The 25,972-nt window shown below is 67.8% G+C and carries 21 protein-coding genes; 12 read left to right on the forward strand and 9 right to left on the reverse strand.

The window, feature by feature from the left end:
- Positions 1–185: 185 nt before the first annotated feature.
- From ACIGKL_RS11835 to rmf, 4 genes are all read left to right on the forward strand, one after another.
- A complete protein-coding gene (locus ACIGKL_RS11835; RefSeq protein ID WP_397486820.1) occupies positions 186–2,513 on the forward strand; it encodes a Tex family protein in 2,328 nt (775 codons plus the stop codon).
- Entirely contained in the window at positions 2,510–2,896 is a 387-nt protein-coding gene (locus tag ACIGKL_RS11840) for a PaaI family thioesterase (RefSeq protein ID WP_397486821.1), read from the forward strand. Before ACIGKL_RS11835 ends, ACIGKL_RS11840 begins: the two co-directional genes overlap by 4 nt.
- 298 nt (positions 2,897–3,194) lie before the next feature.
- On the forward strand, positions 3,195–4,775 hold the full coding sequence (gshA, locus tag ACIGKL_RS11845) for a glutamate--cysteine ligase (protein WP_397486822.1): 1,581 nt from the start codon (positions 3,195–3,197) through the stop codon (positions 4,773–4,775).
- Between the two features lie 128 nt (positions 4,776–4,903).
- Positions 4,904–5,095 carry a ribosome modulation factor gene (rmf, locus tag ACIGKL_RS11850; protein ID WP_021444802.1) on the forward strand — a complete coding sequence of 64 codons (192 nt, stop codon included), beginning with the start codon at positions 4,904–4,906 and terminating at the stop codon, positions 5,093–5,095.
- A gap of 85 nt (positions 5,096–5,180) precedes the next feature.
- Here rmf and argA read toward each other — a convergent pair whose 3' ends face one another.
- The 4 genes from argA to ACIGKL_RS11870 all read right to left on the reverse strand — a co-directional run bounded on the left by argA (position 5,181) and on the right by ACIGKL_RS11870 (position 9,901).
- Positions 5,181–6,479, reverse strand: a complete 1,299-nt coding sequence (argA, locus tag ACIGKL_RS11855) for an amino-acid N-acetyltransferase (RefSeq protein ID WP_397486823.1) — start codon at positions 6,477–6,479, stop codon at positions 5,181–5,183.
- A 67-nt stretch (positions 6,480–6,546) separates the two neighbouring features.
- Positions 6,547–7,713 (reverse strand): acetylornithine deacetylase, encoded by a 1,167-nt coding sequence (gene argE / locus ACIGKL_RS11860; RefSeq protein WP_397486824.1) that lies wholly within the window; start codon positions 7,711–7,713, stop codon positions 6,547–6,549.
- 199 nt (positions 7,714–7,912) lie between these two features.
- Positions 7,913–9,184 (reverse strand): inorganic phosphate transporter, encoded by a 1,272-nt coding sequence (locus tag ACIGKL_RS11865; RefSeq protein WP_397486825.1) that lies wholly within the window; start codon positions 9,182–9,184, stop codon positions 7,913–7,915.
- Positions 9,185–9,223: 39 nt separating this feature from the next.
- Positions 9,224–9,901 carry a TIGR00153 family protein gene (locus ACIGKL_RS11870; protein WP_031303132.1) on the reverse strand — a complete coding sequence of 226 codons (678 nt, stop codon included), beginning with the start codon at positions 9,899–9,901 and terminating at the stop codon, positions 9,224–9,226.
- Positions 9,902–10,012: 111 nt separating this feature from the next.
- Between ACIGKL_RS11870 and ACIGKL_RS11875 the strand changes: the two genes are divergently transcribed.
- Positions 10,013–11,377, forward strand: a complete 1,365-nt coding sequence (locus tag ACIGKL_RS11875) for an inorganic triphosphatase (RefSeq protein ID WP_397486826.1) — start codon at positions 10,013–10,015, stop codon at positions 11,375–11,377.
- 60 nt (positions 11,378–11,437) lie between these two features.
- Here ACIGKL_RS11875 and ACIGKL_RS11880 read toward each other — a convergent pair whose 3' ends face one another.
- Positions 11,438–11,905 (reverse strand): Lrp/AsnC family transcriptional regulator, encoded by a 468-nt coding sequence (locus tag ACIGKL_RS11880; RefSeq protein ID WP_397486827.1) that lies wholly within the window; start codon positions 11,903–11,905, stop codon positions 11,438–11,440.
- A 127-nt stretch (positions 11,906–12,032) separates the two neighbouring features.
- Between ACIGKL_RS11880 and ACIGKL_RS11885 the strand changes: the two genes are divergently transcribed.
- On the forward strand, positions 12,033–12,368 hold the full coding sequence (locus ACIGKL_RS11885; RefSeq protein WP_397486828.1) for a hypothetical protein: 336 nt from the start codon (positions 12,033–12,035) through the stop codon (positions 12,366–12,368).
- A 217-nt stretch (positions 12,369–12,585) separates the two neighbouring features.
- On the forward strand, positions 12,586–14,370 hold the full coding sequence (locus ACIGKL_RS11890) for a GspE/PulE family protein (RefSeq protein WP_397486829.1): 1,785 nt from the start codon (positions 12,586–12,588) through the stop codon (positions 14,368–14,370).
- 499 nt (positions 14,371–14,869) lie between these two features.
- On the opposite strand, the gene ACIGKL_RS11895 is transcribed toward ACIGKL_RS11890, so the two are convergent.
- Positions 14,870–15,574, reverse strand: coding sequence for a murein L,D-transpeptidase catalytic domain family protein (locus ACIGKL_RS11895; RefSeq protein WP_397486830.1), 705 nt, complete (start codon positions 15,572–15,574; stop codon positions 14,870–14,872).
- Positions 15,575–15,704: 130 nt separating this feature from the next.
- Between ACIGKL_RS11895 and ACIGKL_RS11900 the strand changes: the two genes are divergently transcribed.
- The 4 genes from ACIGKL_RS11900 to ACIGKL_RS11915 all read left to right on the forward strand — a co-directional run bounded on the left by ACIGKL_RS11900 (position 15,705) and on the right by ACIGKL_RS11915 (position 19,444).
- Positions 15,705–17,309, forward strand: coding sequence for a murein L,D-transpeptidase (locus ACIGKL_RS11900; protein WP_397486864.1), 1,605 nt, complete (start codon positions 15,705–15,707; stop codon positions 17,307–17,309).
- 100 nt (positions 17,310–17,409) lie between these two features.
- On the forward strand, positions 17,410–18,345 hold the full coding sequence (locus tag ACIGKL_RS11905; RefSeq protein WP_397486831.1) for an SPFH domain-containing protein: 936 nt from the start codon (positions 17,410–17,412) through the stop codon (positions 18,343–18,345).
- A 4-nt stretch (positions 18,346–18,349) separates the two neighbouring features.
- Positions 18,350–18,799, forward strand: coding sequence for an NfeD family protein (locus ACIGKL_RS11910; protein WP_397486832.1), 450 nt, complete (start codon positions 18,350–18,352; stop codon positions 18,797–18,799).
- A gap of 303 nt (positions 18,800–19,102) precedes the next feature.
- Positions 19,103–19,444, forward strand: coding sequence for a DUF2388 domain-containing protein (locus tag ACIGKL_RS11915; protein WP_397486833.1), 342 nt, complete (start codon positions 19,103–19,105; stop codon positions 19,442–19,444).
- 108 nt (positions 19,445–19,552) lie between these two features.
- On the opposite strand, the gene ACIGKL_RS11920 is transcribed toward ACIGKL_RS11915, so the two are convergent.
- From ACIGKL_RS11920 to desA, 3 genes are all read right to left on the reverse strand, one after another.
- Complete coding sequence (locus ACIGKL_RS11920) at positions 19,553–20,803, reverse strand: OprD family porin (protein ID WP_397486834.1); 1,251 nt, start codon at positions 20,801–20,803, stop codon at positions 19,553–19,555.
- Between the two features lie 429 nt (positions 20,804–21,232).
- Positions 21,233–22,204: a GGDEF domain-containing protein gene (locus tag ACIGKL_RS11925; protein WP_397486835.1), complete on the reverse strand. Its 972-nt coding sequence runs from the start codon at positions 22,202–22,204 to the stop codon at positions 21,233–21,235.
- 111 nt (positions 22,205–22,315) lie between these two features.
- Complete coding sequence (gene desA / locus ACIGKL_RS11930; protein WP_397486865.1) at positions 22,316–23,506, reverse strand: delta-9 fatty acid desaturase DesA; 1,191 nt, start codon at positions 23,504–23,506, stop codon at positions 22,316–22,318.
- Positions 23,507–23,675: 169 nt separating this feature from the next.
- Between desA and dibA the strand changes: the two genes are divergently transcribed.
- Complete coding sequence (gene dibA, locus ACIGKL_RS11935) at positions 23,676–25,970, forward strand: phosphodiesterase DibA (protein ID WP_397486836.1); 2,295 nt, start codon at positions 23,676–23,678, stop codon at positions 25,968–25,970.
- Positions 25,971–25,972: the final 2 nt, after the last annotated feature.

Below are 25,972 nucleotides of genomic sequence, written 5' to 3' on the forward strand. Positions count from 1 at the left end.
CCCAGCGCCGGCGGATGCGGTGTTTATAATGCGCCGCCGCCTCGACCTGGCAGTCGCGCAGCGCCCCTCCTCCGCCCCTCTGCCGCCACGGCATGGAAGCGGGCCAGGGTGCTCACGGCCAAGTCGACTCAATTGATTCGCGCGCGCCGTGCCGCCGGCATGGCCGCCCTGTGGGTAGCTTTTTTATGGACAGCATCAACAACCGCATCGCCGAAGAACTGGGCGTGCGCCCGCAACAGGTCGCCGCCGCCGTGGCCCTGCTCGACGAAGGTTCCACCGTGCCCTTTATCGCCCGTTACCGCAAAGAGGTGACCGGCAGCCTCGACGACACCCAGCTGCGCCACCTGGAAGAGCGCCTGCGCTACCTGCGCGAACTGGACGAGCGCCGCGTGGCGATCCTCGCCAGCATCGAGGAGCAGGGCAAGCTCACTCCCGAACTCAAGCGCGAGATCGCCCTGGCCGACACCAAGACGCGCCTGGAAGACCTGTATCTGCCGTACAAGCAAAAGCGCCGCACCAAGGGCCAGATCGCCCTGGAAGCCGGCCTCGGCGAGCTGGCCGATGCGCTGTTCAACAATCCGAATCTCGCCCCGGAACAGGAAGCCGAGCGTTTCATCGACGCCGAGAAAGGCTTCGCCGACGTCAAGGCCGTGCTCGAGGGCGCCAAGTACATCCTGATGGAGCGCTTCGCCGAGGATGCGAGCCTGCTCGACAAGCTGCGCAGCTTCCTCAAGGACCACGCCACCCTCAGCGCCCGCCTGGTGCCGGGCAAGGAACACGAAGGGGCCAAGTTCAGCGACTACTTCGAGCACGACGAGCCGCTCAAGGGCGTGCCGTCGCACCGCGCCCTGGCGATCTTCCGCGGCCGTAACGAGGGCATCCTCAGCGCCAGCCTGAAGGTCGGCGAGGAGCTGCCGGGTACCCTGCACCCCTGCGAGCTGATGATCGGCGAGCGCTTCGGCATCAGCGCGCAAGGCCGCGCCGCCGACAAGTGGCTGGCCGAGGTGGTGCGCTGGACCTGGAAGGTCAAGCTGTACAACCACCTGGAAACCGACCTGCTCGGCGAGCTGCGCGAGAAGGCCGAGGACGAGGCCATCGCCGTGTTCGCCCGTAACCTGCACGATCTGCTGCTGGCCGCGCCGGCCGGCCCGCGCGCCACCCTGGCGCTGGACCCGGGCCTGCGCACCGGCTGCAAGGTGGCGGTGGTCGATGCCACCGGCAAGGTGCTGGAAACCGCCACCGTCTACCCGCACGCGCCGCGCAACGACTGGGGCGGCACCCTGGCGGTCCTCGCCAAGCTGTGCGCCAAGCACGGCGTCGACCTGATCTCCATCGGCAACGGCACCGCCAGCCGCGAGACCGACAAGCTGGCCGCCGAGCTGATCAAGAAGGTGCCGGGCCTCAAGCTGACCAAGGTGATGGTCTCCGAGGCCGGCGCCTCGGTGTACTCGGCCTCGGAGCTGGCCGCCCGCGAGTTCCCCGATCTCGACGTGTCCCTGCGTGGCGCAGTAAGCATCGCCCGCCGCCTGCAGGACCCGCTGGCCGAACTGGTGAAGATCGACCCGAAATCCATCGGCGTCGGCCAGTACCAGCACGACGTGTCGCAGCTCAAGCTGGCGCGCTCGCTCGATGCCGTGGTCGAGGACTGCGTGAACGCCGTCGGCGTCGATGTGAACACCGCCTCCGCCGCGCTGCTGGCGCGCATCTCCGGGCTGAATGCGACCCTGGCGCAGAATATCGTCGCCCACCGCGACCAGAACGGCGCGTTCAAGACCCGCGCCGAGCTGAAGAAGGTGCCGCGCCTGGGCGAGAAGACCTTCGAGCAGGCCGCCGGCTTCCTCCGCGTGATGAACGGCGACAACCCGCTGGACGCCTCCGCGGTGCACCCGGAAACCTACCCGCTGGTCGAGCGCATCGCCCAGGACACCGGCCGCGACATCCGCTCGCTGATCGGCGACTCGGGCTTTCTCAAGCGCCTCGACCCGGCCAGGTTCACCGACGAGCGCTTCGGCCTGGTCACTGTCGGCGACATCCTCAAGGAGCTGGACAAGCCCGGCCGCGACCCGCGTCCGGAGTTCAAGACCGCCGAGTTCCAGGAAGGCGTGGAAACCCTCAAGGACCTCGAGCTGGGCATGGTGCTCGAGGGTGTGGTGACCAACGTCACCAACTTCGGCGCCTTCGTCGACATCGGTGTGCACCAGGACGGCCTGGTGCATATCAGCGCGCTGTCGGAGAAGTTCATCAAGGACCCGCACGAGGCGGTCAAGGCCGGCGACGTGGTCAAGGTCAAGGTGATGGAGGTGGATATCCCGCGTAACCGTATCGCCCTGTCCATGCGCATGGGCGATACCCCCGGCGAGAAAGTCGACGGCCAACGCGGCGGGCAATCGCGCGCTGGCAACCGTGGCGGCAACGCGCCGCGCAGCGAGCGTCATTCCAGCCAGGACAAACCGGCCCCCGCCAGCGGCGGCATGGCCGCCCTGTTCGCCAACGCCAAGCAGTTGAAGAAATGAGTACGGAAGGCAACGTCGGCGCCAGCAGCGCCTTTTCCCGCCTGCTCGGCCTGGAGATCCTCCAGGTCGGCGGCGGCGAGGCGCGCGTGCGCCTGACCCTCACCGACGACTTGCGCAACCTGCACGGCAAGCTGCACGGCGGCGCGCTGTTCTCGCTGATCGACACCGCCATGGGCCAGGCCAGCCACAGCCTCGGCGATGGCGGCCCGAGCAGCGTGACCCTGGAGTGCAAGATCAACTACATCCGCCCGGTGTCCGAGGGCAGCGTGCTGTGCCACGCCAAGGTGCTGCACGCCGGCCGCCGCACCCAGGTGGTCGAAGCCGAGGTGCTGCAGGGCGACAAGCTGGTCGCCAAGGCGCAAGGCACCTTCGCCTGCGTGTAAGCAGCAACAAGCTGCAAGCCCTAAGCTGCAAGAAAAGGCTCGTAGGACCTGAGCGCACGTAGCCCGGATGCAACCCGCCCCGGATTGCATCCGGGCTACGCGCTCCGCAATCGGTGGACAAGCCTTCGGCATGTCCACCCTACACACCGCTCAGGCGCCGGCCCGATCCGGCCATCTCGGGCGAATTGCGCCCGCGAGCAATCCGTCTGCGACTTTTCCTTTCGGCTTGCCGCTTGGAGCTTGAAGCTTGCAGCTGCCCCCCCCATATTGTGGCGACTGCCCAGTTAGGAAGTGCATCTTGAGCGACCTTCTCTCCCGCCGCCTGGCCCTGCTCGGCGAGCCGGCCCACCTGTCCCTGCTGGGCCAGTGCCTGCACGGCATCGAACGCGAATGCCTGCGCATCGACCAGGACGGCCAGCTGGCCCTGACCCCGCATCCGCAGGGGCTGGGCTCGGCGCTGACCCATGCGCAGATCACCACCGACTATTCCGAATCGTTGCTGGAATTCATCACCGGCACCGCCACCGACCCGGCGGCCACCCTCGACGAGCTGGAACGCATCCACCGCTTCGCCTACGCCAAGCTGGGCGACGAGCTGCTGTGGAGCCCGTCGATGCCCTGCGCCCTGCCGGACGAGGAAAGCATTCCCATCGCCCGCTACGGCAGCTCCAATATCGGCCGGCTCAAGTACGTCTACCGCAAGGGCCTGGCGCTGCGCTACGGCAAGACCATGCAGTGCATCGCCGGCATCCACTACAACTTCTCCCTGCCCGAGGGCCTGTGGCAGCTGCAACAGCAGGCCGAAGGCGACACGCAGAGCGCGCGCGACTACCAATCGGCGCGCTATATCGCGCTGATCCGCAATTTCCGCCGCTACAGCTGGCTCTTGATGTACCTGTTCGGTGCCTCGCCGGCGCTGGACAAGGGCTTTATGCGCGGCCGCCCGCATCAACTACAGGAACTGGACGCCGACACCCTCTACCTGCCCCATGCCACCAGCCTGCGCATGAGCGATCTGGGCTACCAGAGCAGCGCCCAGTCCGGCCTGACCCCCTGCTACAACGACCTGGCCAGCTACACCGACAGCCTGCGTCTGGCCGTGGCCACGCCCTATCCGGCCTATGTCGAGGCCGGCACCCAACGCAATGGCGAGTGGCTGCAGCTGAACACCAATATCCTGCAGATCGAGAACGAGTACTACTCGAGCATCAGGCCCAAGCGCGTGACCCGCAGCGGCGAACGGCCGATCCAGGCGCTGATGAGCCGCGGCGTGCAGTACGTGGAAGTGCGCTGCCTGGACATCAACCCCTTCCTGCCGCTGGGCCTCGACCTGGCCCAGGCGCGCTTTATCGACGCCTTCCTGCTGTTCTGCGCGCTGGAAGACAGCCCGCTGCTGGAGGGCGGCGAATGCCGCAGCTGCACCGACAACTTCCTCAAGGTGGTCAAGGAAGGCCGTCGCCCCGGCCTGCACCTGCAACGCGACGGCCGCCCGGTGGAGCTGAAGACCTGGGCCTCGGAGCTGCTCGAAAAGATCCGCCCGCTGGCCGAGTTGCTCGACCGCAGCCAGGGCGGCGCGGCGCACGGCGAGGCCCTGGCGATGCAGCAGGCCAAGGTCGCCGACGCCGACCTGACGCCCTCGGCGCAGGTGCTGGCGGCGCTGCGCCAGGGCACCCGCTTCGCCGACTTCGCCCTGCAGCAGAGCCGGCGCCACGCCGAGACCCTGCGCAGCCAGCCGCTCGACGCCGAGCAACAGGCCGCCTTCGAGCAGAGCGCGCAGCGCTCGCTGGCCGAACAGGCCGAGCTGGAAGCCCAGCCGCAAGGCGACTTCGATACCTTCGTCGCCGCCTACCAGGCCAGCATCCTGGCGCTGGCGGTGTGACCCCGGCCGAGAAATAGTCGACTGCATCACAAAGGCCGCCAGCGGAGCAAAAGCCGGGATGGGCGGCCGCGTCGCGGCGCGCCCGGGCGGCTAGCATGGCGGGTAACGGATGCAGACGAGCAGCGCCCATGGCCGACGACGCCACGCCGCAATGGAGCCTGGAGAGCCTGACCAAGGCCTACCAGCAAGGCTATATGGCCGGTCTCACCGGCCAGGCCAAAGACCGCCAACCCTACCCCGACGAAGTTCCCGCCGCGGCCTGGGAGGCCGGCTGGGACGACGGCTTCGAGCAGCTGCGCCTGCAGCAGCACAGCGCCTGACGTTCTGAACGCATCGTGGGAGGGGCTTTAGCCGCGACCTGCGCTACCGGTCGCGGCTAAAGCCCTTCCCAGCGCATTCGCCCCTCTACAAGGTCTTCTCGAACACCTTGGAATTACGCTGGTAGTTGTACAGCGAGGCGCGCGCCGCCGGCATGCGTTCGACGCTGCTCGGCTCGAAGCCGCGCTCGCGGAACCAGTGGGCGGTACGCGTGGTGAGCACGAACAGGGTCTTGAGCCCCAGCGCCCGCGCCCGCGCCTCGATCCGCGCCAGCAGCTCGTCGCCGCGGCCACCGTGGCGATAATCCGGGTTGACCGCCAAACAGGCCAGCTCGCCGCAGTCGGAGTCGGCCAGCGGATAGAGCGCGGCGCAGGCGATGATCAGCCCCTCGCGCTCGACGACGCTGAACTGCTCGATCTCGCGCTCCAGCACCTCGCGCGAACGGCGCACCAGGATGCCCTGCTCCTCCAGCGGGCTGATCAGCTCGATCAGCCCGCCGACATCCTCGATGGTCGCCTCGCGCAACGACTCGAACTGCTCCTGGGCCACCAGGGTGCCGTTGCCGGTGCGGGTGAACAGCTCGCTGAGCAGGGCGCCGTCGGTGGCGTAGCTGACGATATGGCTGCGCTTGACGCCGCCACGGCAGGCCTCGGCCGCGGCATCGAGCAGCTCGCCCTGGTAGTTGCTGCCCAGGCGCGCCAGGTGCGCCGGCACCTGCTGCGGGCGCAATTCGCGCACCAGCTGGCCGTGCTCGTCGAGCAGGCCGTCCTCGGCGCCGAACAGCAGCAGCTTGTCCGCCCCCAGGTCGATGGCGGCGCGGGTGGCGACGTCTTCGCAGGCCAGGTTGAAGATTTCCCCGGTGGGCGAGTAACCGAGCGGCGACAGCAGCACGATGCTGCGCTCGTCGAGTTGGCGGTTGATGCCCTTGCGGTCGATGCGGCGCACCTCGCCGGTGTGGTGGTAATCCACCCCGTCGAGCACGCCGATCGGCCGCGCGGTGACGAAGTTGCCGCTGGTCAGGCGCAGGCGCGAGCCCTGCATCGGCGAGGCGGCCATGTCCATCGACAGGCGCGCCTCGATGGCGATGCGCAGCTGGCCGACGGCGTCGATCACGCACTCCAGGGTCGGCCCGTCGGTGATGCGCAGGTCGCGGTGATAGTGCGGGGTCAGCCCGCGGGCGGCCAGGCGCGCCTCGATCTGCGGGCGCGAGCCGTGCACCAGCACCAGGCGCACGCCGAGGCTGTGCAGCAACACCAGGTCGTGGACGATATTGGCGAAGTTCGGGTGGGCGATGCCCTCGCCAGGCAGCATGACCACGAAGGAGCAGTCGCGGTGGGCGTTGATATAGGGCGAAGCGTGGCGTAACCAGTTGACGTAGTCGTGCATGAAAGATCCGTGTGAGCGTCGAGACAGGGGGCGGGTCAAGCCGCCATGGCAGGTTCGAAGGCTTCTCTCATCGTCGCAGCACGTCTTCGCTCCGACTCAGGCAATAGTGTTGGATCAGTTGGCGCAGCAGCTGCACGGTCGGCTCGATCCGCGCCAGTTCCAGGTGCTCGCCGGGCTGGTGCGCGCAGTCGATGTCGCCGGGGCCGAGCACCAGGGTCTCGCAGCCCAGCTGCTGCAGATAAGGCGCCTCGGTGCCGAACCCCACCGCCTGCGCCGCGTGTCCGGTGAGGCGTTCGGCCAGACGTACCAGTTCGGCGTCGGCGGCCTGCTCGAACGGCGGCACCGCCGGGAACAGCGGGCCGTAGTCGATGCGCACCTGGTGCTTGAGCGCCAGCGGTTGCAGCTTGCCGCGAATCGCCGCGCGCAGCTGCTCCGGGTCCATCCCCGGCAGCGGGCGCAGGTCGAACTCCAGCGCGCACTGGCCGCAGATGCGGTTGGGGTTGTCGCCGCCATGGATGCAGCCGAGGTTCAGGGTCGGTTGCGGCACGCCGAACTGCGGGTTGTTGAACTCGCGCTGCCACTGCGCGCGCAGGCCGCGCAGCTCGCCCATGACGTCCTGCATGGCCTCCAGCGCGCTATGGCCGAGACTGGGGTCGGAGGAATGGCCGCTCTGGCCGAGGATATCGATGCGCTCCATCATCACCCCCTTGTGCAGGCGGATGGGCTTGAGGCCGGTCGGCTCGCCGATCACCGCGGCGCGCCCTAGCGGCCGCCCGGCCTCGGCCAGGGCGCGGGCGCCGGCCATCGAGCTTTCTTCGTCGCAGGTGGCGAGAATCAGCAGCGGTTGCTGGAAGGGCTGATCGAGCAAGGGCCGCACGGCCTCGATGGCCAGGGCGAAGAAGCCCTTCATGTCGCAACTGCCGAGGCCGACCCAGCGTCCGTCGACCTCGGTCAGCTTGAGCGGGTCGCTCTGCCACAGGGCGGCGTCGAACGGCACGGTGTCGCTGTGGCCGGCCAGCACCAGGCCGCCGGGGCCGCTGCCGTAGCTGGCCAGCAGGTTGAACTTGCCGGGGGCGATCTGCTGGGTTTCGCAGGCGAAGCCGAGGTCGCCGAGCCAGGCGGCGAGCAGCTCGATCACCGGCCGGTTGCTCTGATCCCAGTGCGGCTGGGTGCAGCTCACCGACGGCGCGGCGATCAGCGCGGCGAATTGCTCTTGGAAGGACGGCAGCGGCATCGGTGCTCTCCTGGGACGGTGCCCCATCATAGGGGCATCGCCAGCCAGGGGCACCTCTAAAAACTACCTGCGTTGTCATCGCTGCGTTGAAAGCAGGCTCAGAATGCTCATTTACAGCTCGTAAACTGCGCTTCTTCGCCTGCTTTCGCCTTGCGCTGACTGCCTCGCCTACGTTTTTAGAGGCGCCCTAATGGGAAGATCAGACGCCGCCGAACAGCCCGCGCAGGATAAAGAAGAACAGGATCGACAGCGCCGCACCCACCGGCAGGGTGATGATCCAGGACAGGAAGATCTTGCCGATCATGCCCAGGTTCAGCGCACCGATACCGCGCGCCAGGCCGACGCCGAGAATGGCGCCGACCAGGGTGTGGGTGGTGGACACCGGCAGGCCCAGGCCGGAGGCGCTGACCACGGTGGTGGCGGCGGCCAGCTCGGCGGCGAAACCGCGGCTGGGGGTCAGCTCGGTGATTTCCTTGCCGATGGTGGCGATCACCTTGTAGCCGTAGGTGGCCAGGCCGACCACGATGCCCACCGCGCCGAGCAGCAGAATCCAGCCCGGCACCAGGGACTTCTCGCCGGCGGCCAGGTCGCCGCCACTCTGGATCACGCCGACGATGGCCGCCAGCGGACCGACCGCGTTGGCCACGTCGTTGGAGCCGTGGGCGAAGGCCATGGCGCAGGCGGTGAAGATCATCAGCACGGCGAACACCTTCTCCACGCTGGCGAAGTGGAAGGCCTTGTCGGCTTCGGCGTCGACATGAATGCGGCTGAGCAGGGCGATGCCGAGCAGCATGACGGCAGCGCCGATGCCCAGCGAAAGCATGAAGCCTTCACTGCTGGAGAGGTTCAGGCCGACGTGCTTGAGGCCCTTGGTCATGGTCATCAGCGAGATCATGAAACCGGTGAGGAACATGTACAGCGGCACGTAGCGCTTGGCATTGAGGAAGGGGTTGTCGGTGTCGATGATCAGCTTCTGCACGCTGACGAACAGGCCGAAGGAGATGATCCCGGCGAGCAGCGGGGTGACCACCCAGCTGGCGACGATGGGGCCGACGCCGCCCCAGTGCACCGCATCCACCGACACGCCGACCGCGGCGAAGCCGATCACCGCGCCGACGATGGTATGGGTGGTGGATACCGGCCAGCCCTTGGTCGAGGCCACCAGCAGCCAGCTGCCGGCCGCCAGCAACGCCGACATCATGCCCAGCACCATCAGGTTGGGGCTGATCAGCGAAGCATCGACGATGCCGTTCTTGATGGTTTCGGTGACTTCACCGCCGGCCAGGTAGGCGCCGCAGAACTCGAAGACCATGGCGATAAGGATCGCCTGTTTGATCGTCAGTGCACGCGAGCCAACGGATGTACCCATGGCATTGGCTACATCGTTGGCCCCAACACCCCAGGCCATGAAAAAACCGAAAAGGCAGGCAAGAACGAGCAGAATCAGCCCGTAGTCCGCAATCAGAGACATAAGTTAGTTTTCCGTAGATCCCAGAAAGGACACTGGCGCTTAGCGCGCCAGCAGTTGTTCCAGTCGGTTGCCCACACGTTGGGCGCGGTCGGCGACATCGCCGATCCAGTCGATGATCTGATAGAGGAACATCACATCGACCGGGGGAAGGTCCTTCTCCAGCTTGAACAGGTTGCGGCGCACCTCGATCTGCAGGCGATCGGTGTCCTGCTCGATCACGCCCAGCTCCTCGATCAGGGTCTCCACCAGCACCGCTTCGCGGCCGGCGAAGCCGGTTTCCAGCAGCTCGTCCAGCTCGTTCATCGCCTTCAGCGCCTGGGCGCTGGCATCCACGCTGCGCTGCACGTAGGTGCGCATCAACGGCTGCAGCGCCTGCGGAATGGCCATCTGGCGGCCGAGCATCAGCCCGGCGATGTCCTTGGCACGGTTGGCGACTTTGTCCTGTACACTGAGCAGCTCCAGCAGGTCCGAGCGCGGCACCGGCAGGAACAGACTCTTGGGCAGGTGCAGGCGCACGCTTTTCTTCAGCTTGTCGGCCTCGTGCTCGAGCCGGGACATCTCCTGTTGCACCTGTTCCACCCGATCCCAGTCCTCGGCCATCACGGCCTCGAAGAAGGGCACCAGGTTCGCCGCGCACTCATTGGCCTTGGCGATATGCTGTTGCATGGGGCCGATGGGTGAACGACCGAACAGGCTGACAAAGGGATTGATAGGCATAGGGTAAGCCCCCGTTTTGAGAAGGCGGCAAGTATAGGGATCGCCTTCGTCTATCGCCAGCGCGCGTCATCGGACTGTCATATTTTCATACAAGGCACCTCGCTTCCGACCATGGTCAAAGAAACCGAAATCAAACTGCGCGCCAGCCGTGCCACCCTGGCCGCCCTGCGCGAACACCCGCTGCTGAAGAAGCGCAACAAGAGCGGCTGGCAGCGCGCCGAGTTGTTCAACCAGTACTACGACACCCCGGCCCGCGAGCTGGCCGGGGCCCGTGTCGCGCTGCGCCTGCGCCGCGACGGCGAGCAATATATCCAGACCCTGAAGAGCCGCGGCCAGAGCGTCGCCGGCCTGTCCGAGCGCAACGAATGGGACTGGTACCTGACCAAACCCAAGCTGGACCTGAAGAAGCTCGACGACAGCTGCTGGCCGGCCAGCCTGGCCGAGCTGGACAAGAAGACCCTGCAGCCGCTGTTCACCACCGATTTCGTGCGCGAGAAGGCCGAGATCGCCTGGGGCCGCGGCAAGGCCAAGGTGGTCATCGAGGCCGCTCTGGACCTGGGCAAGGTGATCGCCGGCGAGGGCGAGGAAGAAATCTGCGAGCTGGAGCTGGAACTGCGCCAGGGCGAACCGGCGGCGCTGCTGGAGCTGGCCTGCGAACTGGCCGCCGAGCTGCCGCTGATGCCCTGCGACATCAGCAAGGCCGAGCGTGGCTACCGTCTGTTCGACGCCGGCAGCTACAGCCTGAGCCTGCCGGCGCCGCAGCCGAGCGCCGAGACGACCCTGGACGATGCCTTCGCCGCCCTCGCCTGGCACCTGCTCGGCGCCAGCCAGCGCCTGGCCGAGCAATACCGCTTCAACGGACACTGGAGCCTGCTGCAGGACTGGCTGCAGCAACTGGTCGACCTGCGCGCGCTGCTCGCCAGCCTCGGCCAGGCCGCGCCGCGCGCCAGCTCGCGGGAACTGCGCGAGCAGCTCGACGCCCTGCTGGCCGACTGGCGCCCGCGCCTGGCCGCCGGCCAGCTGGACGACAGCATGCGGCGCAACGCCCCGGCGCTGTTCGCCGCCGAGCTGGACGGCTGCCGCTGGGGCCTGCTGTCGCTGCAGCTGTCGCACTGGCTGCTGAACCGCGGCTGGACCGCCGCGCGCAACAACCGCGGCAACCGCCAGGGCGGCGCGGCGCTGGGCAACTGGCTGCCGACCCTGCTCGCCGAGGAAGGCGCGGCGCTGCAACTGCGCCGCTACCAGCAGCAACCGGAAGACCTGGCCGAGCAGCTGCCGCGCCTGGAGCGCCTGCTGGTCTGGCTGCGCCTGGCCCGCGGCGTGCTCGAGGTGGCCGAGGTCGACCGCCTGTACGGCGAGCTGAACAAGTTCCAGCTGCTGGCCCAGCAGCCGCTCGACGACGAGCAGCGCCAGCTGCGCGCCAGCCAGGCGCAGATCCTGCAAAGCCTGAAGCCCTGGAAGGCGCTGGTGAAGTAAGCCGCGGATCGCATCCGGGCCGCCTCCGGGCGCCCGGATCAGGCGGCCGCGCAGCGCCGCCTAAGCCAACGGCAAGCTGGTGGTGGACTTGATCTCCGACAGGGCGACGATGGAGTTGACCTCCTGGATGCCCGGCACCAGCGACAGCTTCTCGAAGAAGAAGCGCTCGTAGGCCTCGATGTCGCGGGTGACGATACGCAGCATGAAGTCCACCGCGCCCATCAGCACGTGACACTCCAGCACCTCGGGAAACTCGCGCATGGCCTCGGCGAACTCGGTGAGGTTGGAGCGGCCGTGGGCGTTGAGCTTGACCTGGGCGAACACCTGGGTGTGCAGGCCGACCTTCTTGCGCTCGAGCAGGGTCACCTGGCGGCGGATCACCCCTTCCTCCTTGAGCCGTTGGATGCGCCGCCAGCAGGGCGATTGCGAGAGGCCGACGCGCTCGGCGATCTCGGCGGTGGAGAGACTGGCATCCTCCTGCAGCAGGGCGAGAATGCGCTGGTCGTAAAGATCCAAGGCGACGGACATAAAAACTCCTCGATAACGGCAGTAAACGGCAAGACTATCCACAAAACCCGGGTTTTCACAGAAAACCAGGCAGAACTTTTGCCGCGCGAAGGGCGAAACTGGAGCAAATCCACCGCGAGATGCCGCCATGCCCGACGCCACGCCCTTCCCCGCTCCGCACAGCCGCCGCGATCCCTGGCAGGATCGTCCCGAGGCGGCCGTCGAATACCGCCTGCGCACCGAGGCCGAGGCCGAGGTGCTGTGTCGCCTGCTCGGCCTGTTCGCCCAGTTGCAGTTGCTGCCGCAACAGCTGCAGGTGCAGCGCCAGGACGGCGATCTGCAGGTGCGACTGCAGCTGCACGGCCTGTCGCTGCATCGCGCCGGGGTGCTGGCGGAGAAACTGCGCGGCCTGGTGTGCGTCTGGCAGGTCGACTGGCGGCAGCTGGATCACAGCCCGGAGCAGGCGGCGTTGCGCACTGGGTAGTGGGTCACGCCGGGGCCTTCGCCCCGTCCACGCTTTTCGGGCATCCTAGGGCTCCGTTCCGTCATCACCCACTGCGGTCGGTGAACGTAGGGTGCGCCATGCGCACCTGCGGGCATCCGGGTGCAAGGTGCGCACAGCGCACCCTACGCAGCCGAGTCAGCGCCAGACCGCCCGCAACAGCTACGCTTGCACCAAGCCGAACCACCGAGGAGCCTGCATGTCCGCCTTCGCCACCACCGCCCAAGACCGCGTCCTGGATCTCGGCGACCTGCTGCGCGAGCTGGTCGCCCAGGGCCGGGTCGATCAGGACGCGGCCGAGCAGTGCCTGGCGATCCGCCGCAGTTCGCTGAACCACCAGCAGCACCCGCTGGAGTTTCTCGCCGCGCAGCAGGTCGACGACCTCAGCCGCCCGGGCAAGAAGCTCGACCTGGAGAGCCTCACCGTCTGGCTGGCGCAGTTCGCCGGCCAGCCCTACCTGCGCATCGACCCGCTGAAGATCGACGTGCCGGCGATCACCCCGCTGATGTCCTACGCCTTCGCCCAGCGGCACAAGATTCTCGCCGTGGCGGTGGATGCCGAGAGCGTGACCGTCGCCAGCAGCCAGCCGCTGGTGCACAGCTGGGAAGCCAATCTGGTGCACGTGCTCAAGCGCCCGATCAAACGGGTGGTGGCCAACCCGGCGGACATCCAGCGTTTCACCGTGGAGTTCTACCGCCTGGCGCGCTCGGTCAGCGGCGCCACCTCGGTGGATCAGAAGATCAGCGGCGTCGGCAACTTCGAGCAACTGCTCAGCCTCGGCGCCCAGGACCAGGAGCCGGACGCCAACGACGCGCATATCGTCAATATCGTCGACTGGCTGTTCCAGTACGCCTTCCAGCAGCGCGCCAGCGATATCCATATCGAGCCGCGCCGCGAACAGGGCAGCGTGCGCTTTCGCATCGACGGCGTGCTGCACACCGTCTACCAGTTCCCGCCGCAGGTGACCATGGCGGTGGTCAGCCGCCTGAAGAGCCTGGGCCGGATGAACGTGGCGGAGAAACGCAAGCCGCAGGACGGCCGGGTCAAGACCAAGACCCCGGACGGCGGCGAGGTGGAGCTGCGCCTGTCGACCCTGCCCACCGCCTTCGGCGAGAAGATGGTGATGCGTATCTTCGACCCCGAGGTGCTGTTGAAGAGCCCGGACCAGCTGGGCTTCTCCGCCGACGACCTGCGCCGCTGGGAGAGCATGACCCGCCAGCCCAACGGCATCATCCTGGTCACCGGGCCGACCGGCTCGGGCAAGACCACCACGCTGTACACCACGCTCAAGCAACTGGCCACCGCCGAGGTCAACGTCTGCACCATCGAGGACCCGATCGAGATGATCGAGGGCGCCTTCAACCAGATGCAGGTGCAGCACAATATCGACCTGACCTTCGCCAGCGGCGTGCGCGCGCTGATGCGCCAGGACCCGGACATCATCATGGTCGGCGAGATCCGCGACCTGGAGACCGCGGAAATGGCGATCCAGGCGGCGCTCACCGGCCACCTGGTGCTGTCGACCCTGCACACCAACGACGCGCCCAGCGCCATCACCCGCCTGCTCGAACTGGGCGTGCCGCACTACCTGCTGAAGGCCACCATCCTCGGCGTCATGGCCCAGCGCCTGGTGCGCACCCTGTGCCCGCACTGCAAGGCGCCGCTGCAACTGGACGAGGACGGCTGGCAGAGCCTGACCAAACCCTGGAGCGCGCCGCTGCCGACCGGCGCGCAGCAGGCCGTGGGCTGCCTGGAATGCCGCGACACCGGCTACCGCGGCCGCGCCGGGGTGTACGAGATCATGCTGCTGGGCGATGCGATCAAGCCGCTGATCACCGCCGACACCGACCTTGTCGCCCTGCGCCGCGCGGCGTTCAAGGAGGGCATGCGCAGCCTGCGCCTGTCCGGCGCGCAGAAGGTCGCCGCCGGCCTGACCACCATCGAGGAAGTGCTGCGGGTGACCCCGCAGAGCGAGCAGAAGTGACGCATCCGCGGCAGAGCGCTCGGCTGGCGGCTCGATACCGCCATCTGCGGCGGCTTGAACGGGCGCATGGCCTGCGCTAATGCGCGGCGTAGGTTGGGCTGAGGAGCCTGCGACGAAGCCCAACGGGCGATAGCCGGCACGACGCCGGAACCGGGCTGGGCATCGGTGCTGGTGGACGACCTATAGCCGCCTTGTGGACACGTTACGGACGCCGGGCGGAGCGCTGCGCACTCCCCGTTGGGCTTCGCTGCGCTCAGCGCCAACCTACGTCTCCGCGGCTCGATATTGCTATCTGCGGTGCATGGGCTGCGCTTATACGCGGCGTAGGTTGGGCTGAGGAGCCTGCGACGAAGCCCAACGAGCGATAGCCGGCACGACGCCGGAACCGGGCTGGGCAGCGGTGCTGGTGAACGACCTATAGCCGCCTTGTGGACGCCTTACGGACGCCGGGCGGAGCGCTGCGCACTCCCCGTTGGGCTTCGCTGCGCTCAGCGCCAACCTACCCCTCGCCGGCGCGGCTCAAGGACGCCATCTGCTGCGGCTTGCACGTCAGGTAGGCCGAGCCCGCCAGCCAGCGCGGGTCGGAGTGCCAGGCGAAGAGGAACTGGCCGCCCTTGAGCTGATCGACCACCAGTCGCGCCACCTCGCGGCGCACCGCCGGGCAACCCAGGCTGCGGCCGATGCGGCCATGCTGCTGCACCCAGCGCGGGTTCACGTAGTCGGCGCCGTGGATGACGATGGCGCGCTCACGCGCCAGGTCGTTGAGGCCGGGCTCCAGGCCGTCCATGCGCAGCGAATAGCCGTGCTTGCCGCGGTAGCTCTCGGCGGTGCGGAACAGGCCGAGGCTGGTCTGGTGGCTGCCCAGTTCGTTGGAGAAGGCCTCGGCGAAGTTCTCCCCGGAACGCCGGCCATGGGCGACGAAATCGCGCAGCAGCAGGCGCTTGCGTTGCAGGTCGAAGATCCACAGGCGGCGCTCGGTCGACGGCCGCGAGTAGTCGATCACCGCCAGGCGCCGGGCATCGCCGGCGCCGTGGTTGACCGCGCACTGCATGGCCGCCAGGGCGTGGCGCAGCGCCTGCGGCTCGAGCCCGGGGGCCTGCCGCGCCAGGTCGGCGAACAGCCCATCCTGCGCCGCGCTCGCCCACAACGGCGCACCGAGCAACCACAAACCCGCCAGCCAGCATCGGCCAATACGTCCAAACATCTGCGTAATTACCTCTGAAGCACAGACTCCGGGACGTCCTGTCGCTAAATCCTACGTCGGCCCGCCTATACTGGACGCGCGGCGCCGACCCGGGTGGCGCCTTTTCTGAGCCAAGGACTGGAGCAGTATGTTGTTCAAAAAACGTGCATCTTACCTGAGCGGCCTGCTGCTCACCCTGCCACTGGTCGCCGCCACGGATGCTGCCGCCAGCGCCGACCTGCGCCCGTTGCTGGAGCAGCTGCCGCAGCACTGCGCACCCTTACCGACAAATCTAGACGATAACGCGCGCCAGCTACTGCGCGACTTCTACGCCCAGCGCGAGAACCAGCCGGCATGGGCCGACGCCAGCCGACGCCAGCAGCTCGCGGCGCAGCTCGCCGCCCTCGCCGACGACGGCCTGGAGCCCGACGAATACGCCCTGCCCGCGTACGACGGCCCGTGCAGCGAGCTGCTGCACAGCCACAGCTACCTGCAGGCGCTGCTCCATCTGCGGCGCGGGCGCCTGCCGCCGCCGCGTCAGGAAAGCCTGTGGCATTCGCCCGCCAGCCCGCGGCCGGACCTGCGCCTGGCCAGCCTGTCGCTCGCCCTGCTGCACCTGCAGGCACCGGCCGAGGCCTTCGCCGCGGCGCGCCCGGGCGGCATCGCCTACCGCCGCCTGCGCACCGCCTACGCCGAATTGCGCCAGCGGCCGCTGGCCGACTGGCAGCCCCTGGCCGACGGCCCGCTGCTCAAGGCGCAGCGCCGCGATGCACGGGTGCCGGCGCTGCGCGAACGCCTGCGCGCCGAGGGCTACCTGCGCGTGACGACGGTTGCCGGCGAGGCCTTCGACCCGGCCACGGTGCTGGCCCTGCAGGCCTTCCAGGACGACCACGGGCTGAATCCCGACGGCATCCTCGGCCCGGCCAGCCTGGCCGAACTGAACGTCGCCGCGCCGATGCGCCGCGCCCAGCTGCGCCTCAACCTGGAGCGCCTGCGCTGGCTGGCCGACGACCTGGCCGCGGCCGAGGTGCTGATCAACGTCGCCGCCGCCGAGCTGCTGGTGCTGCGCCGGCAACGGGTGCTGTGGCGCACCCGCACCCAGGTCGGCCGCGCCGGTCGCGAGACGCCGCTGCTGGCCTCGCGCATCCAGCGCCTGACGCTCAACCCGACCTGGACGGTGCCGCCGACCATCCTGCGCGAGGACAAGCTGCCGGCGATCCGCGACGACCTCGGCTACCTCGCGCAGCAGGAGCTCAGCGTGCTCGATCGCGACGGCCAGCCGCTCGACCCGCAGTTGGTGGACTGGGACAACCCCGGCGCCATCGTCCTACGCCAGGCCGCCGGCACGCGCAACCCGCTGGGCCGGGTGGCGCTGCGCTTCGCCAACCCCTTCGCGGTGTACCTGCACGACACCCCTAGCCAGCGCCTGTTCGACAAGTCGCCGCGGGTATTCAGCTCCGGCTGCGTGCGCGTCGAGGCGGTGGGCACCCTGCTGGCCTGGCTGCTCCGGCCGCAGGAGCTGGAGCCGGTGCAGCGGCGCATCGCCAGCGGCAAGACCGAGGAATACCGCCTGCAGCAGCCCGCGGCGCTGCTGATCGCCTACTGGACAGTGGAGGCGCGCAGCGACGGCAGCCTGCGCTACGCCCCCGACATCTATGCCCGCGACGCCCAGCTGAGCGCCGCCCTGGCCCGCGCGCAAGGCCTGAGCGCGGCATCACAGCCCGATTTAGACGGTGCCGTCGCCGCCGGGCACTGAGAAGGGGTCGGCGGCAATTGGCCAGCGGCTATGCTTAGATGCCGACAAGGCCGTTCGTCACGTCGCAACGGTCAACTGCACGCAAGAGGGAGATCGCTTTATGGAAATCGGTGGCGTCCTGCTGCTGTTCGTCGGCCTGGCTCTGGCCATCGTCTACATGGGCTTCAAGGTGGTGCCGCAGGGCTCGGAGTGGACAGTGGAGCGCTTCGGCCGCTACACCACCACGCTCAAGCCCGGGCTCAACATCATAGTGCCGGTGATGGACCGCATCGGCCGCAGGCTCAACGTCATGGAAAGCGTGCTGGACATCCCGCCGCAGGAAGTGATCAGCGCCGACAACGCCATCGTGCAGATCGACGCGGTGTGCTTCTTCCAGGTGATCAACGCCGCCCAGGCCGCCTACGAGGTGAACAACCTGGAGCACGCCATCCGCAACCTGGTGATGACCAATATCCGCACCGTGCTCGGCTCCATGGAGCTGGACGCCATGCTCAGCCAGCGCGACGCGATCAACGAGCGCCTGCTCAAGACGGTCGACGAAGCCACCGCGCCCTGGGGCATCAAGATCACCCGCATCGAGATCAAGGACATCAGCCCGCCGGCCGACCTGGTCGAAGCCATGGCCAGCCAGATGAAGGCCGAACGCCTCAAGCGCGCGCAGATCCTCGAGGCCGAGGGCTCGCGCTCGGCCGCCATCCTCACCGCCGAAGGCCACAAGCAGGCCGAGATCCTGCGGGCCGAAGGCGAGCGCCAGGCCGCCTTCCTCGAGGCCGAGGCGCGCGAACGGGCGGCCCAGGCCGAAGCCGAGGCGACCCGCGTGGTGTCCCAGGCCATCGCCAGCGGCAACGTGCAGGCGGTCAACTACTTCGTCGCGCAGAAGTACATCGAAGCGCTCGGCCAGCTGGCGGCGGCCGACAACAGCAAGGTGGTGCTGATGCCGCTGGAGGCCAGCCAGGTGATCGGCGCGGTCGGCGGCATCGGCGAAATCGTCAAGGCCACTTTCGCTGCCGGCGGCCCAGGCGCGAAACAGGGCTGACGTCATGATCTATTACCTGCAACACCTGTCGTTCTGGGACTGGCTGGCGCTGGCCACCGTCCTGCTGATCCTCGAAGTCTTCGGCGCCGGCGGCTACCTGCTGTGGATCGGCCTGGCCGCCGCCTGCGTCGGCGTGCTCAGCTACCTGTTTCCGGAGCTGCCCTGGGTCTGGCAGTTCTTCCTGTTCGGCCTGCTGGCGATCCTCACCGCCGTGCTCTGGTGGCGCCGCCAGCGCAGCGCCACGCGCCCCAGCGACCAGCCGGGGCTGAACCAGCGCGGCAGCGAACTGCTCGGCCGGCGTTTCGCCCTGCACGAGGCGATCATCGGCGGCCGCGGCAAGATCAAGGCCGGCGACAGCCTGTGGCTGGTCAGCGGCCCCGACCTGCCGGCCGGCAGCGCGGTCAAGGTGGTGGCCCAGGATGGCGTGATTCTGCGGGTCGAACGCGACGCATGAGCGAGGGCCTGGTGTGCTGACTCAGAGCTATCGCTTCGGCGACTCCAGTTCGTAGGGTGCGCCGTGCGCACCACGCCCCCCGGGTGCCAGCGGTGCGCACAGCGCACCCTACATAAACCTGCCGCCGCTACCAATGGATAGTGGGGTTACGACAGGACGCTGGCGGAGTTCGAGTGCTGCGTAAGCTTGTGCCTGCTTGACCCCGCGCCCGTCTGCTCCATGGCGACCGACCATCGCGTAAGAGGAACCCCGCATGGCGCGCGCGACTCCTATGAACGAGTCAATTCACAGGAGTACCACCCCATGCGTGTATCGAGCCGAGCAGCCCTGGCATTGGCCGCCTGCCTGATCGCCCAGACCGCCGCAGCCGACAGCCTGCTGCGCGATATCCTTTCTTCCGGGGCGACCACCGCCTCCACCTACCTGACCTTCAAGGACAAGAAGCTGGTCGTCGCCGCCGAGGAAGACGCCAGCAGCTTCGTCGCCAGTGCCGGCGAGATCCGCGGCCCGCACCTGGAGGCGGCGCTGCAGCGCCTGCGCAGTGAAAACCCCGAGCTGCAGGGCGCCGACGATATGGCGCTGGCCAGCGCCATTCTCGCCGCCTCCGCCGGCCCGCTCGCGGCCAGCGCCGACGACGCCCGTTAAGCCCAACGCGCGCACATAAAAAATGCCCGCATCCGGAAGGGTGCGGGCATTGTTGTTACCGCGCTCGGGACGACAGGCCGTGGAGCCTCCCGAGGATCTGCCGGCTGATTACATCAGCGGCAGGGTGTAGCTGACGATCAGACGGTTCTCGTCGATGTCGCGACCGAAGTTGTTGCGCATGGTCGCGTTGCGCCAGCGCACGCCGAGGTTCTTCAGCGCGCCGTCCTGGAACACATAGGCGATATCGGTATTGCGCTCCCACTCGCGGCCTTCGGAAACGCCGTTGCCGCGGTCGATGTTGTCGCCGGTCAGGTAGCGGGTCATAAAGGTCAGACCCGGGATGCCGATGGAGGCGAAGTTGAAGTCGTAACGCGCCTGCCAGGACTGCTCGTCCTTGGCGGCGAAGTTGCCGATCTGCACGTAGTTGACCAGGAACGGATCGGTACCGCCAACGTAGGCGAAGCCGGTGTCGCCGCTCATCTTCTGGTAACCCAGACCGAAGCTGTGGCCGTCCAGCGCGTAGGTGACCATGGTGCCGAAGGCCTTGTTGTCGACGTTGCTGCGCCCGTCGTCGGTGGAGCGGGCGTAGCGGACGTCGGTCTTCAGGCTCTGCTTGTCGGCCAGCGGCAGTACATGCACCAGGTTGAAGGAGTGCTGTTTGTACAGGTCTTCCAGGTTGCTGTAGTAGTAGCCGCCGGTCAGGCTGTCGGTGAGCTTGTAGTTACCGCCCGCGAAGACGAACTCGTTGCTCTGGTTGCCCCCGGTGATGTTGATGCCGCTGAAGCTGTACGAGTTGAGAACCATGTCCTCGTAGTCGTTAGAGTTGCGGTTGTTGACCTCGTCCAGGTAACCGGCCTCGAGGCTCAGACCGTCGATCTCCTGGGACACCAGGTGACCGCCACGGAACACCTGCGGCAGCAGGCGGCTGTCGCTGGAGGCGATGGCGGCGTTCTTGAACTGCATCTGGCCGACGCGCAGGGTGCTGTTGGACAGCTTGGCCTTGGCGGCGACGGCCAGGCCGGAGTAGTTGTCCTGCGAACCGCCCGAGGAACGATCCGGAACCAGCAGGCCGCTGCCGGCGGTACCGTCGCCGGAGTCCAGCTTGAAGCCGAACATGCCGATGGCGTCGGCGCCGAAGCCCACGGTGCCTTCGGTGAAGCCGGAGTTCATGCGCAGGATAAAGCCCTGCGCCCATTCTTCCTGCTTGGCCTGACCGACACCTTCGCGGAAGTCACGATTGAAGTAGAAGTTACGGGCTTCCAGGCTGACCTTGCTGTCGCCGATCAGATCGGCAGAGGCCACTTGGCTCAGGCCCAGGGTGCTGGCGGCTACGGCCAGTGCCAGGGAGGTCTTTCTCATTATGTTTCTCTCCAGTGTGTTTAAGGTGACGCATCGCCCGAACACCGACTTCGGCACGAAGAGGCAGGCCCGGGACGAATCAGGCGAACGCAGGCGCGCGCGGGCACGGCAGGGCCCTCGCTGACGCGGGTGCGTGGCAAACTCAGGAACAACGGGACAACGGCGGACGCAACGGGGCGAACGGACGGGAACGGGCAGGACGACTCATGGGCGGGCTCTCGCGTCGTTGTTATTGTGCGCCGGCATCCGGGCCGGCATCTTGACGTGAGCTCAGGCAGATAGCGTGCCAGCTCTTCCAGAGCACCGCGCAACACCTCTAGAACGGGAGGTTAGCGCTTTCTTGCAGCGACGTGAGCGCTCGATGACGGCGCCAGACCGGCAATTTTCCGCTTATGCAACGCGCCGCTCGGGCGGAAAATCGCCAAGGCCTCAGCCGAGCACGATCTGGTTCTTGCCCTGACGCTTGGCCAGGTACATGGCCGCGTCGGCACGGGCGTACAGCGCCTCCAGGTTGGCGTCGGCGGCGCGCAGGCTGGTCAGCCCCTGGCTGACGGTGATGCCGAAGCTGGCGCCGTCGTGCTGGAAGTTCAGGCGCTGCACCTCGCGCTGCAGGCGCTCGGCCACCTGCAGCGCGATATCCGGCTCGCAGCCGGGGAACAGCGCGGCGAACTCCTCGCCGCCGATGCGGCCGAACAGGTCGCCGCGACGCAGCGCGTTGGCGCCGCACTGGGCCAGGCGCTGCAGCACCTGGTCGCCGAGCTGGTGGCCGTACTGGTCGTTGATCTTCTTGAAGTCGTCGAGGTCGAGCAGGAGGAAGGCCAGCGGGCTGCCGTACTGCCGCGCATGCTCGAACTCGCGGCGGGCGCACTCGAAGAAATGCCGACGGTTGCTGCTCTGGGTCAGCACGTCGGTGGTGGCCAGGCGGTGCAGCTCGCCCTCCAGGCGTTTCTTCTCGGTGATGTCCTCGGCGATGCCGACTATCACCTTGCCCTGGGCCGAACCGGGCCGCGGGCTGACGAAGCACTTGTCGCTGAGCCAGCGCAGCTGGCCGTCGGCGCGGATGATGCGGTACTCGCGAAACTCCACCGCGCCGGTTTCCAGCACCTTGGCCAGGCTTTCGGCGGCGTAGTCGAGGTCGTCGGGGTAGATGCTGTTGCGCCACTCGCCGTAGTCGGCCAGCAGCAACGCGGCGGAGCGGCCGAAGATGCGCTCGTAGGCCGGGCTGACGTAGATCACCCGTTGCGCGTCCCAGTCGAACGCCCACAACGCGGCGTTGACGCTGCCCAGCAGGCTGCTGAACAGCTGCTCGCGCTCGCGCAGGCGCTCCACCTCGGCCCGGCTGTGCAGCAGGGCCAGGGTCAGTTCTTCCAACTCGGAAACGGCGTTGCCTTGATCGTCCATTACAGCGGCCATCCAATCCCTCGCATCAGCATTGCAATGAGCATAGTGCGAGCTGTTGGACAAACACAAAGGCCCGCCGTTCGGCGGGCCTTTGCAGGAAACGCGCGGCGATCAGGCAGCGCTTGCGGCAGGGCGTAGCGAGTAGGTCTTGAGCTGCTCGGCGAACTCGCGCAGCGACTGGATGCCGCTGGCCTCGGCCTCGTGCACCCACTGTTTCATCGCCTCGAGCATGTCGTGGCCGTTGCTGCTGGTCTTGACCCAGATCTGCTGCAGCGCCAGGCGCTTCTCGTAGATCACCTTGAGCGCCTGGCTCTGCGCCAGCAGCTCGCTGATGCGCGCCTGATGCTGTTCTTCCAGCAGGCTCGGCTCGCGCGACAGCAGGCGCTTGGCGCGGCGGAACAGGTGGCGCACCGACTCGTCGGCCTTGGCCACTTCCTGCTTGACCAGCGGCGCGATCACCAGCTTGCGGTACTGCGCCATGATCTGGAAACGGTTATTGAGGATGGCCATGGCGGTGTCCATGTCCAGGCTGCGCTTGCCCTCGACCCGGTGGGCGATGGGCGCGACACGCTGCACCTGGGCCAGGCCGAGGAAGCTGAACAGCTTGATCCAGGCCCAGCCCATGTCGAATTCCCACTTCTTCACCGACAGCTTGGCGCTGTTGGGGTAGGTGTGGTGGTTGTTGTGCAGCTCCTCGCCGCCGATCAGGATGCCCCAGGGCAGCAGGTTGGTGGCGGCGTCGCGGCATTCGAAGTTGCGGTAGCCGACGGCATGGCCGAGGCCGTTGATGACCCCTGCAGCCCACACCGGAATCCACATCATCTGGATCGCCCAGACGGTGATGCCGAGCACGCCGAACAGGGCCAGGTCGATGATCGCCATCAGCGTCACGCCGCCGATCGGGTAGCGGCTGTAGACATTGCGCTCGATCCAGTCGTCCGGGCAGTTCTTGCCGTAGATGCGCAGGGTTTCCTGGTTCTTCGCCTCTTCCTGGTAGAGTTCGGCGCCCTTGCGCAGCACGGTGCCCAGGCCCTTGACCACCGGGCTGTGGGGGTCGTCGGCGGTTTCGCACTTGGCGTGGTGCTTGCGGTGGATGGCGGTCCACTCGCGGGTGTTCTGGCCGGTGGTCAGCCACAGCCAGAAGCGGAAGAAATGCTTGAGCGCCGGGTGCAGTTCCAGTGCACGGTGCGCGGAGTAGCGGTGCAGATAGACGGTGACGCTGACGATGGTCACGTGCGTCATCAGCAGGACTGCAGCCACCAGCTGCCAGACCGACAGGTCGAGTAAACCGTTGTACCACATGGACACTGTTGCCTCTTGAAAGGGAAACGCGGCCTGTCCTACAAGGACGAGCCTGGGCGCATTATCCCTGACCCAAGGCAGAAAACCAGTTGGTCTTTTAGATAAGAATGTTTCAGCCGCCAGGGCATCTATACTGCCCAGCATTTACAGGGAGCGTAGCCGCCTGCCCATGCGTATCGACACCGCCGCCTTGCGCCTGACCCTGGGCTATCTGCTGCTCGCCGCCTCGTGGATTGTCCTCAGCGACCAGCTGCTGGCCGTCCTCGGCCTGTCCGCGGCCCAGCAGGATCGCCTGCAATCGGTCAAGGGCCTGCTGTTCGTCGCCCTCACCGGTGCCCTGCTGTACCTGGTGCTACGGCGCCACGCCGAGCACCATCGGCGCGCGCGGCTGCAACTGGCGGACAACGAGGAGCGCCTGCGCCTGGCCCTGGACGCCACCCGCGACGGCCTGTGGGACTGGGACTACGCCAGCCAGCGGGTGTTCTTCTCCGACGGCTACGCCGCCCTGCTCGGCCTCACCCCGCAGGCCCTCGGCGACACCCGCGAGGCCTGGGCCGAGCACCTGCATCCGGACGACCGCGAGCGGGTCCTGCAGACCCTCGACCTCGGCCTGCAGCGACGCGACTACCAGAACATCTACCGCATGCGCCATGCCGACGGCGGCTACCGCTGGCTGCATTCGCGCGGCCGCCTGCTGCGCGACGAGGCGGGTCAGCCGCAGCGTTTCATCGGCGTCGCCAGCGACATCACCCAGCGCCGCGCCGACGAGGACAGCCTGCGCCAGGCCGCCGCGGTGTTCGACGCCACCCAGGAAGGCGTGCTGGTCACCGATCCCGCACAGCGCATCGTTCACGTCAACCCGGCGTTCAGCCGCATTACCGGCTACAGCGCCGAGGAAATCCTCGGCCAGCAGCCCAGCCTGCTCAAGTCCGGCCGTCACGACGCGGCCTTCTACCAGAGCCTGTGGCATGCCCTGGAGAACCGCGGCGCCTGGAGCGGCGAGGTGTGGAACCGGCGCAAGAGCGGCGAGATCTACCCGCAGTGGCAGTGCATCCGCGTCATCCACGACGAGCAGGGGCGCATCAGCCACTACGTCGCGGTGTTCTCCGATATCACCGCGCTCAAGCGCTCGCAACGCGAACTGGACTACCTGGCCCACCACGATCCGCTGAGCAACCTGCCCAACCGCCTGCTGTTCACCGAGCGGGTCGCCCATGCCCTGGAACGCAGCGCCGGCGAACAGCTGCGCGGCGCCGTGCTGCTGATCGACCTGGACCACTTCAAGCACATCAACGAAAGCCTCGGCCACAACGTCGGCGACCTGCTGCTCAAGGAAGTCGGCGAGCGCCTGCTGAGCGCGGTGCCGGCCGGCAGCACCCTGGCGCGCCTGGGCGGCGACGAGTTCGGCCTGCTCTGCGAGCACTGCGCGCAGGCGCCCCAGGCCGCCGAGCTGGCGCAGCACCTGCTGCGCTGCCTGGAGACGCCGTTCCGCCTGCACGGCCACGAGCTGTACATCGGCGCCAGCATCGGCATCAGCCAGTTCCCGGATGACGCCGCCAGCGTCGAACAGGTACTGCGCAACGCCGACTCGGCGCTGTTCAAGGCCAAGAGCAGCGGCCGCGAGGGCTACGCCTTCTACGTCCAGGAGCTGACCGACTACGCCCGCCAGCGCGTGGAGCTGGCCAGCAGCCTGCGCCACGCCCTCGACAACCAGGAACTGCGCGTCTACTACCAGCCGCTGCACGACCTGCAGGACGGCAGCCAGGTGGGCATGGAGGCGCTGGTGCGCTGGCAGCACCCGCAGCGCGGCCTGGTGTCGCCCGCCGAGTTCATCCCGATCGCCGAGGACAACGGCCTGATCGGCGCCATCGACGCCTGGGTGCTGGAACAGGCCTGCCGCCAGATGGTGCGCTGGAACGCCGCAGGCAGCACGCAGCGCTTCGTTGCGGTGAACGTCTCCAGCCGCCTGTTCGGCCGCGGCGAACTGGAGCAGCGGGTGGCCCGGGTGCTGGCCGACACCGGCCTGGCGCCGGAGCAACTGGAGCTGGAAGTGACCGAGAGCGCGATCATGGAAGACCCCGACGCCGCCCTGCTGCTGCTCACCCGCCTGCGCGGGCTCGGCGTGCGCCTGGCCATCGACGACTTCGGCACCGGCTACAGCTCGCTGGCGCGCCTCAAGCGCCTGCCGGTGGACAAGCTCAAGCTCGACCAGAGCTTCGTCCGCGGCCTGCCCGGCGACGCCGAGGACGCCGCCATCGCCCGCGCGGTGATCGCCCTCGGCCACAGCCTGGGGCTCAAGGTACTGGCCGAGGGCATCGAGCAGGTCGCGCAGGCCGATTTCCTCCGCGAACTCGGCTGCCACTACGGCCAGGGCTACCATTTCGGCCGCCCGCAACCGGTGCCCAGCCAGCCCCTCGGCGTGCTCGACGCCGCCCCGGCTGAACGGGCCAGCACGGGAGACTGAAC

It is taken from the genome of Pseudomonas sp. NPDC077186 (genome assembly GCF_044543505.1).
GTDB lineage: Bacteria > Pseudomonadota > Gammaproteobacteria > Pseudomonadales > Pseudomonadaceae > Aquipseudomonas.

What these genes read in the sequence shown, in the direction of transcription:
- ACIGKL_RS11890 (WP_397486829.1), top strand. Translation starts at nt 12,586, where the DNA reads ATGTCCGCCTTCGCCACCACCGCCCAAGACCGCGTCCTGGATCTCGGC.
- ACIGKL_RS11915 (WP_397486833.1), top strand. Translation starts at nt 19,103, where the DNA reads ATGCGTGTATCGAGCCGAGCAGCCCTGGCATTGGCCGCCTGCCTGATC.
- ACIGKL_RS11870 (WP_031303132.1), bottom strand. Translation starts at nt 9,901, where the DNA reads ATGCCTATCAATCCCTTTGTCAGCCTGTTCGGTCGTTCACCCATCGGC.
- ACIGKL_RS11920 (WP_397486834.1), bottom strand. Translation starts at nt 20,803, where the DNA reads ATGAGAAAGACCTCCCTGGCACTGGCCGTAGCCGCCAGCACCCTGGGC.
- ACIGKL_RS11925 (WP_397486835.1), bottom strand. Translation starts at nt 22,204, where the DNA reads ATGGACGATCAAGGCAACGCCGTTTCCGAGTTGGAAGAACTGACCCTG.
- ACIGKL_RS11865 (WP_397486825.1), bottom strand. Translation starts at nt 9,184, where the DNA reads ATGTCTCTGATTGCGGACTACGGGCTGATTCTGCTCGTTCTTGCCTGC.
- dibA (WP_397486836.1), top strand. Translation starts at nt 23,676, where the DNA reads ATGCGTATCGACACCGCCGCCTTGCGCCTGACCCTGGGCTATCTGCTG.
- ACIGKL_RS11840 (WP_397486821.1), top strand. Translation starts at nt 2,510, where the DNA reads ATGAGTACGGAAGGCAACGTCGGCGCCAGCAGCGCCTTTTCCCGCCTG.
- ACIGKL_RS11910 (WP_397486832.1), top strand. Translation starts at nt 18,350, where the DNA reads ATGATCTATTACCTGCAACACCTGTCGTTCTGGGACTGGCTGGCGCTG.
- argE (WP_397486824.1), bottom strand. Translation starts at nt 7,713, where the DNA reads ATGCCGCTGCCGTCCTTCCAAGAGCAATTCGCCGCGCTGATCGCCGCG.
- ACIGKL_RS11885 (WP_397486828.1), top strand. Translation starts at nt 12,033, where the DNA reads ATGCCCGACGCCACGCCCTTCCCCGCTCCGCACAGCCGCCGCGATCCC.
- ACIGKL_RS11880 (WP_397486827.1), bottom strand. Translation starts at nt 11,905, where the DNA reads ATGTCCGTCGCCTTGGATCTTTACGACCAGCGCATTCTCGCCCTGCTG.
- ACIGKL_RS11895 (WP_397486830.1), bottom strand. Translation starts at nt 15,574, where the DNA reads ATGTTTGGACGTATTGGCCGATGCTGGCTGGCGGGTTTGTGGTTGCTC.
- desA (WP_397486865.1), bottom strand. Translation starts at nt 23,506, where the DNA reads ATGTGGTACAACGGTTTACTCGACCTGTCGGTCTGGCAGCTGGTGGCT.
- ACIGKL_RS11875 (WP_397486826.1), top strand. Translation starts at nt 10,013, where the DNA reads ATGGTCAAAGAAACCGAAATCAAACTGCGCGCCAGCCGTGCCACCCTG.
- ACIGKL_RS11905 (WP_397486831.1), top strand. Translation starts at nt 17,410, where the DNA reads ATGGAAATCGGTGGCGTCCTGCTGCTGTTCGTCGGCCTGGCTCTGGCC.
- argA (WP_397486823.1), bottom strand. Translation starts at nt 6,479, where the DNA reads ATGCACGACTACGTCAACTGGTTACGCCACGCTTCGCCCTATATCAAC.
- rmf (WP_021444802.1), top strand. Translation starts at nt 4,904, where the DNA reads ATGGCCGACGACGCCACGCCGCAATGGAGCCTGGAGAGCCTGACCAAG.
- ACIGKL_RS11835 (WP_397486820.1), top strand. Translation starts at nt 186, where the DNA reads ATGGACAGCATCAACAACCGCATCGCCGAAGAACTGGGCGTGCGCCCG.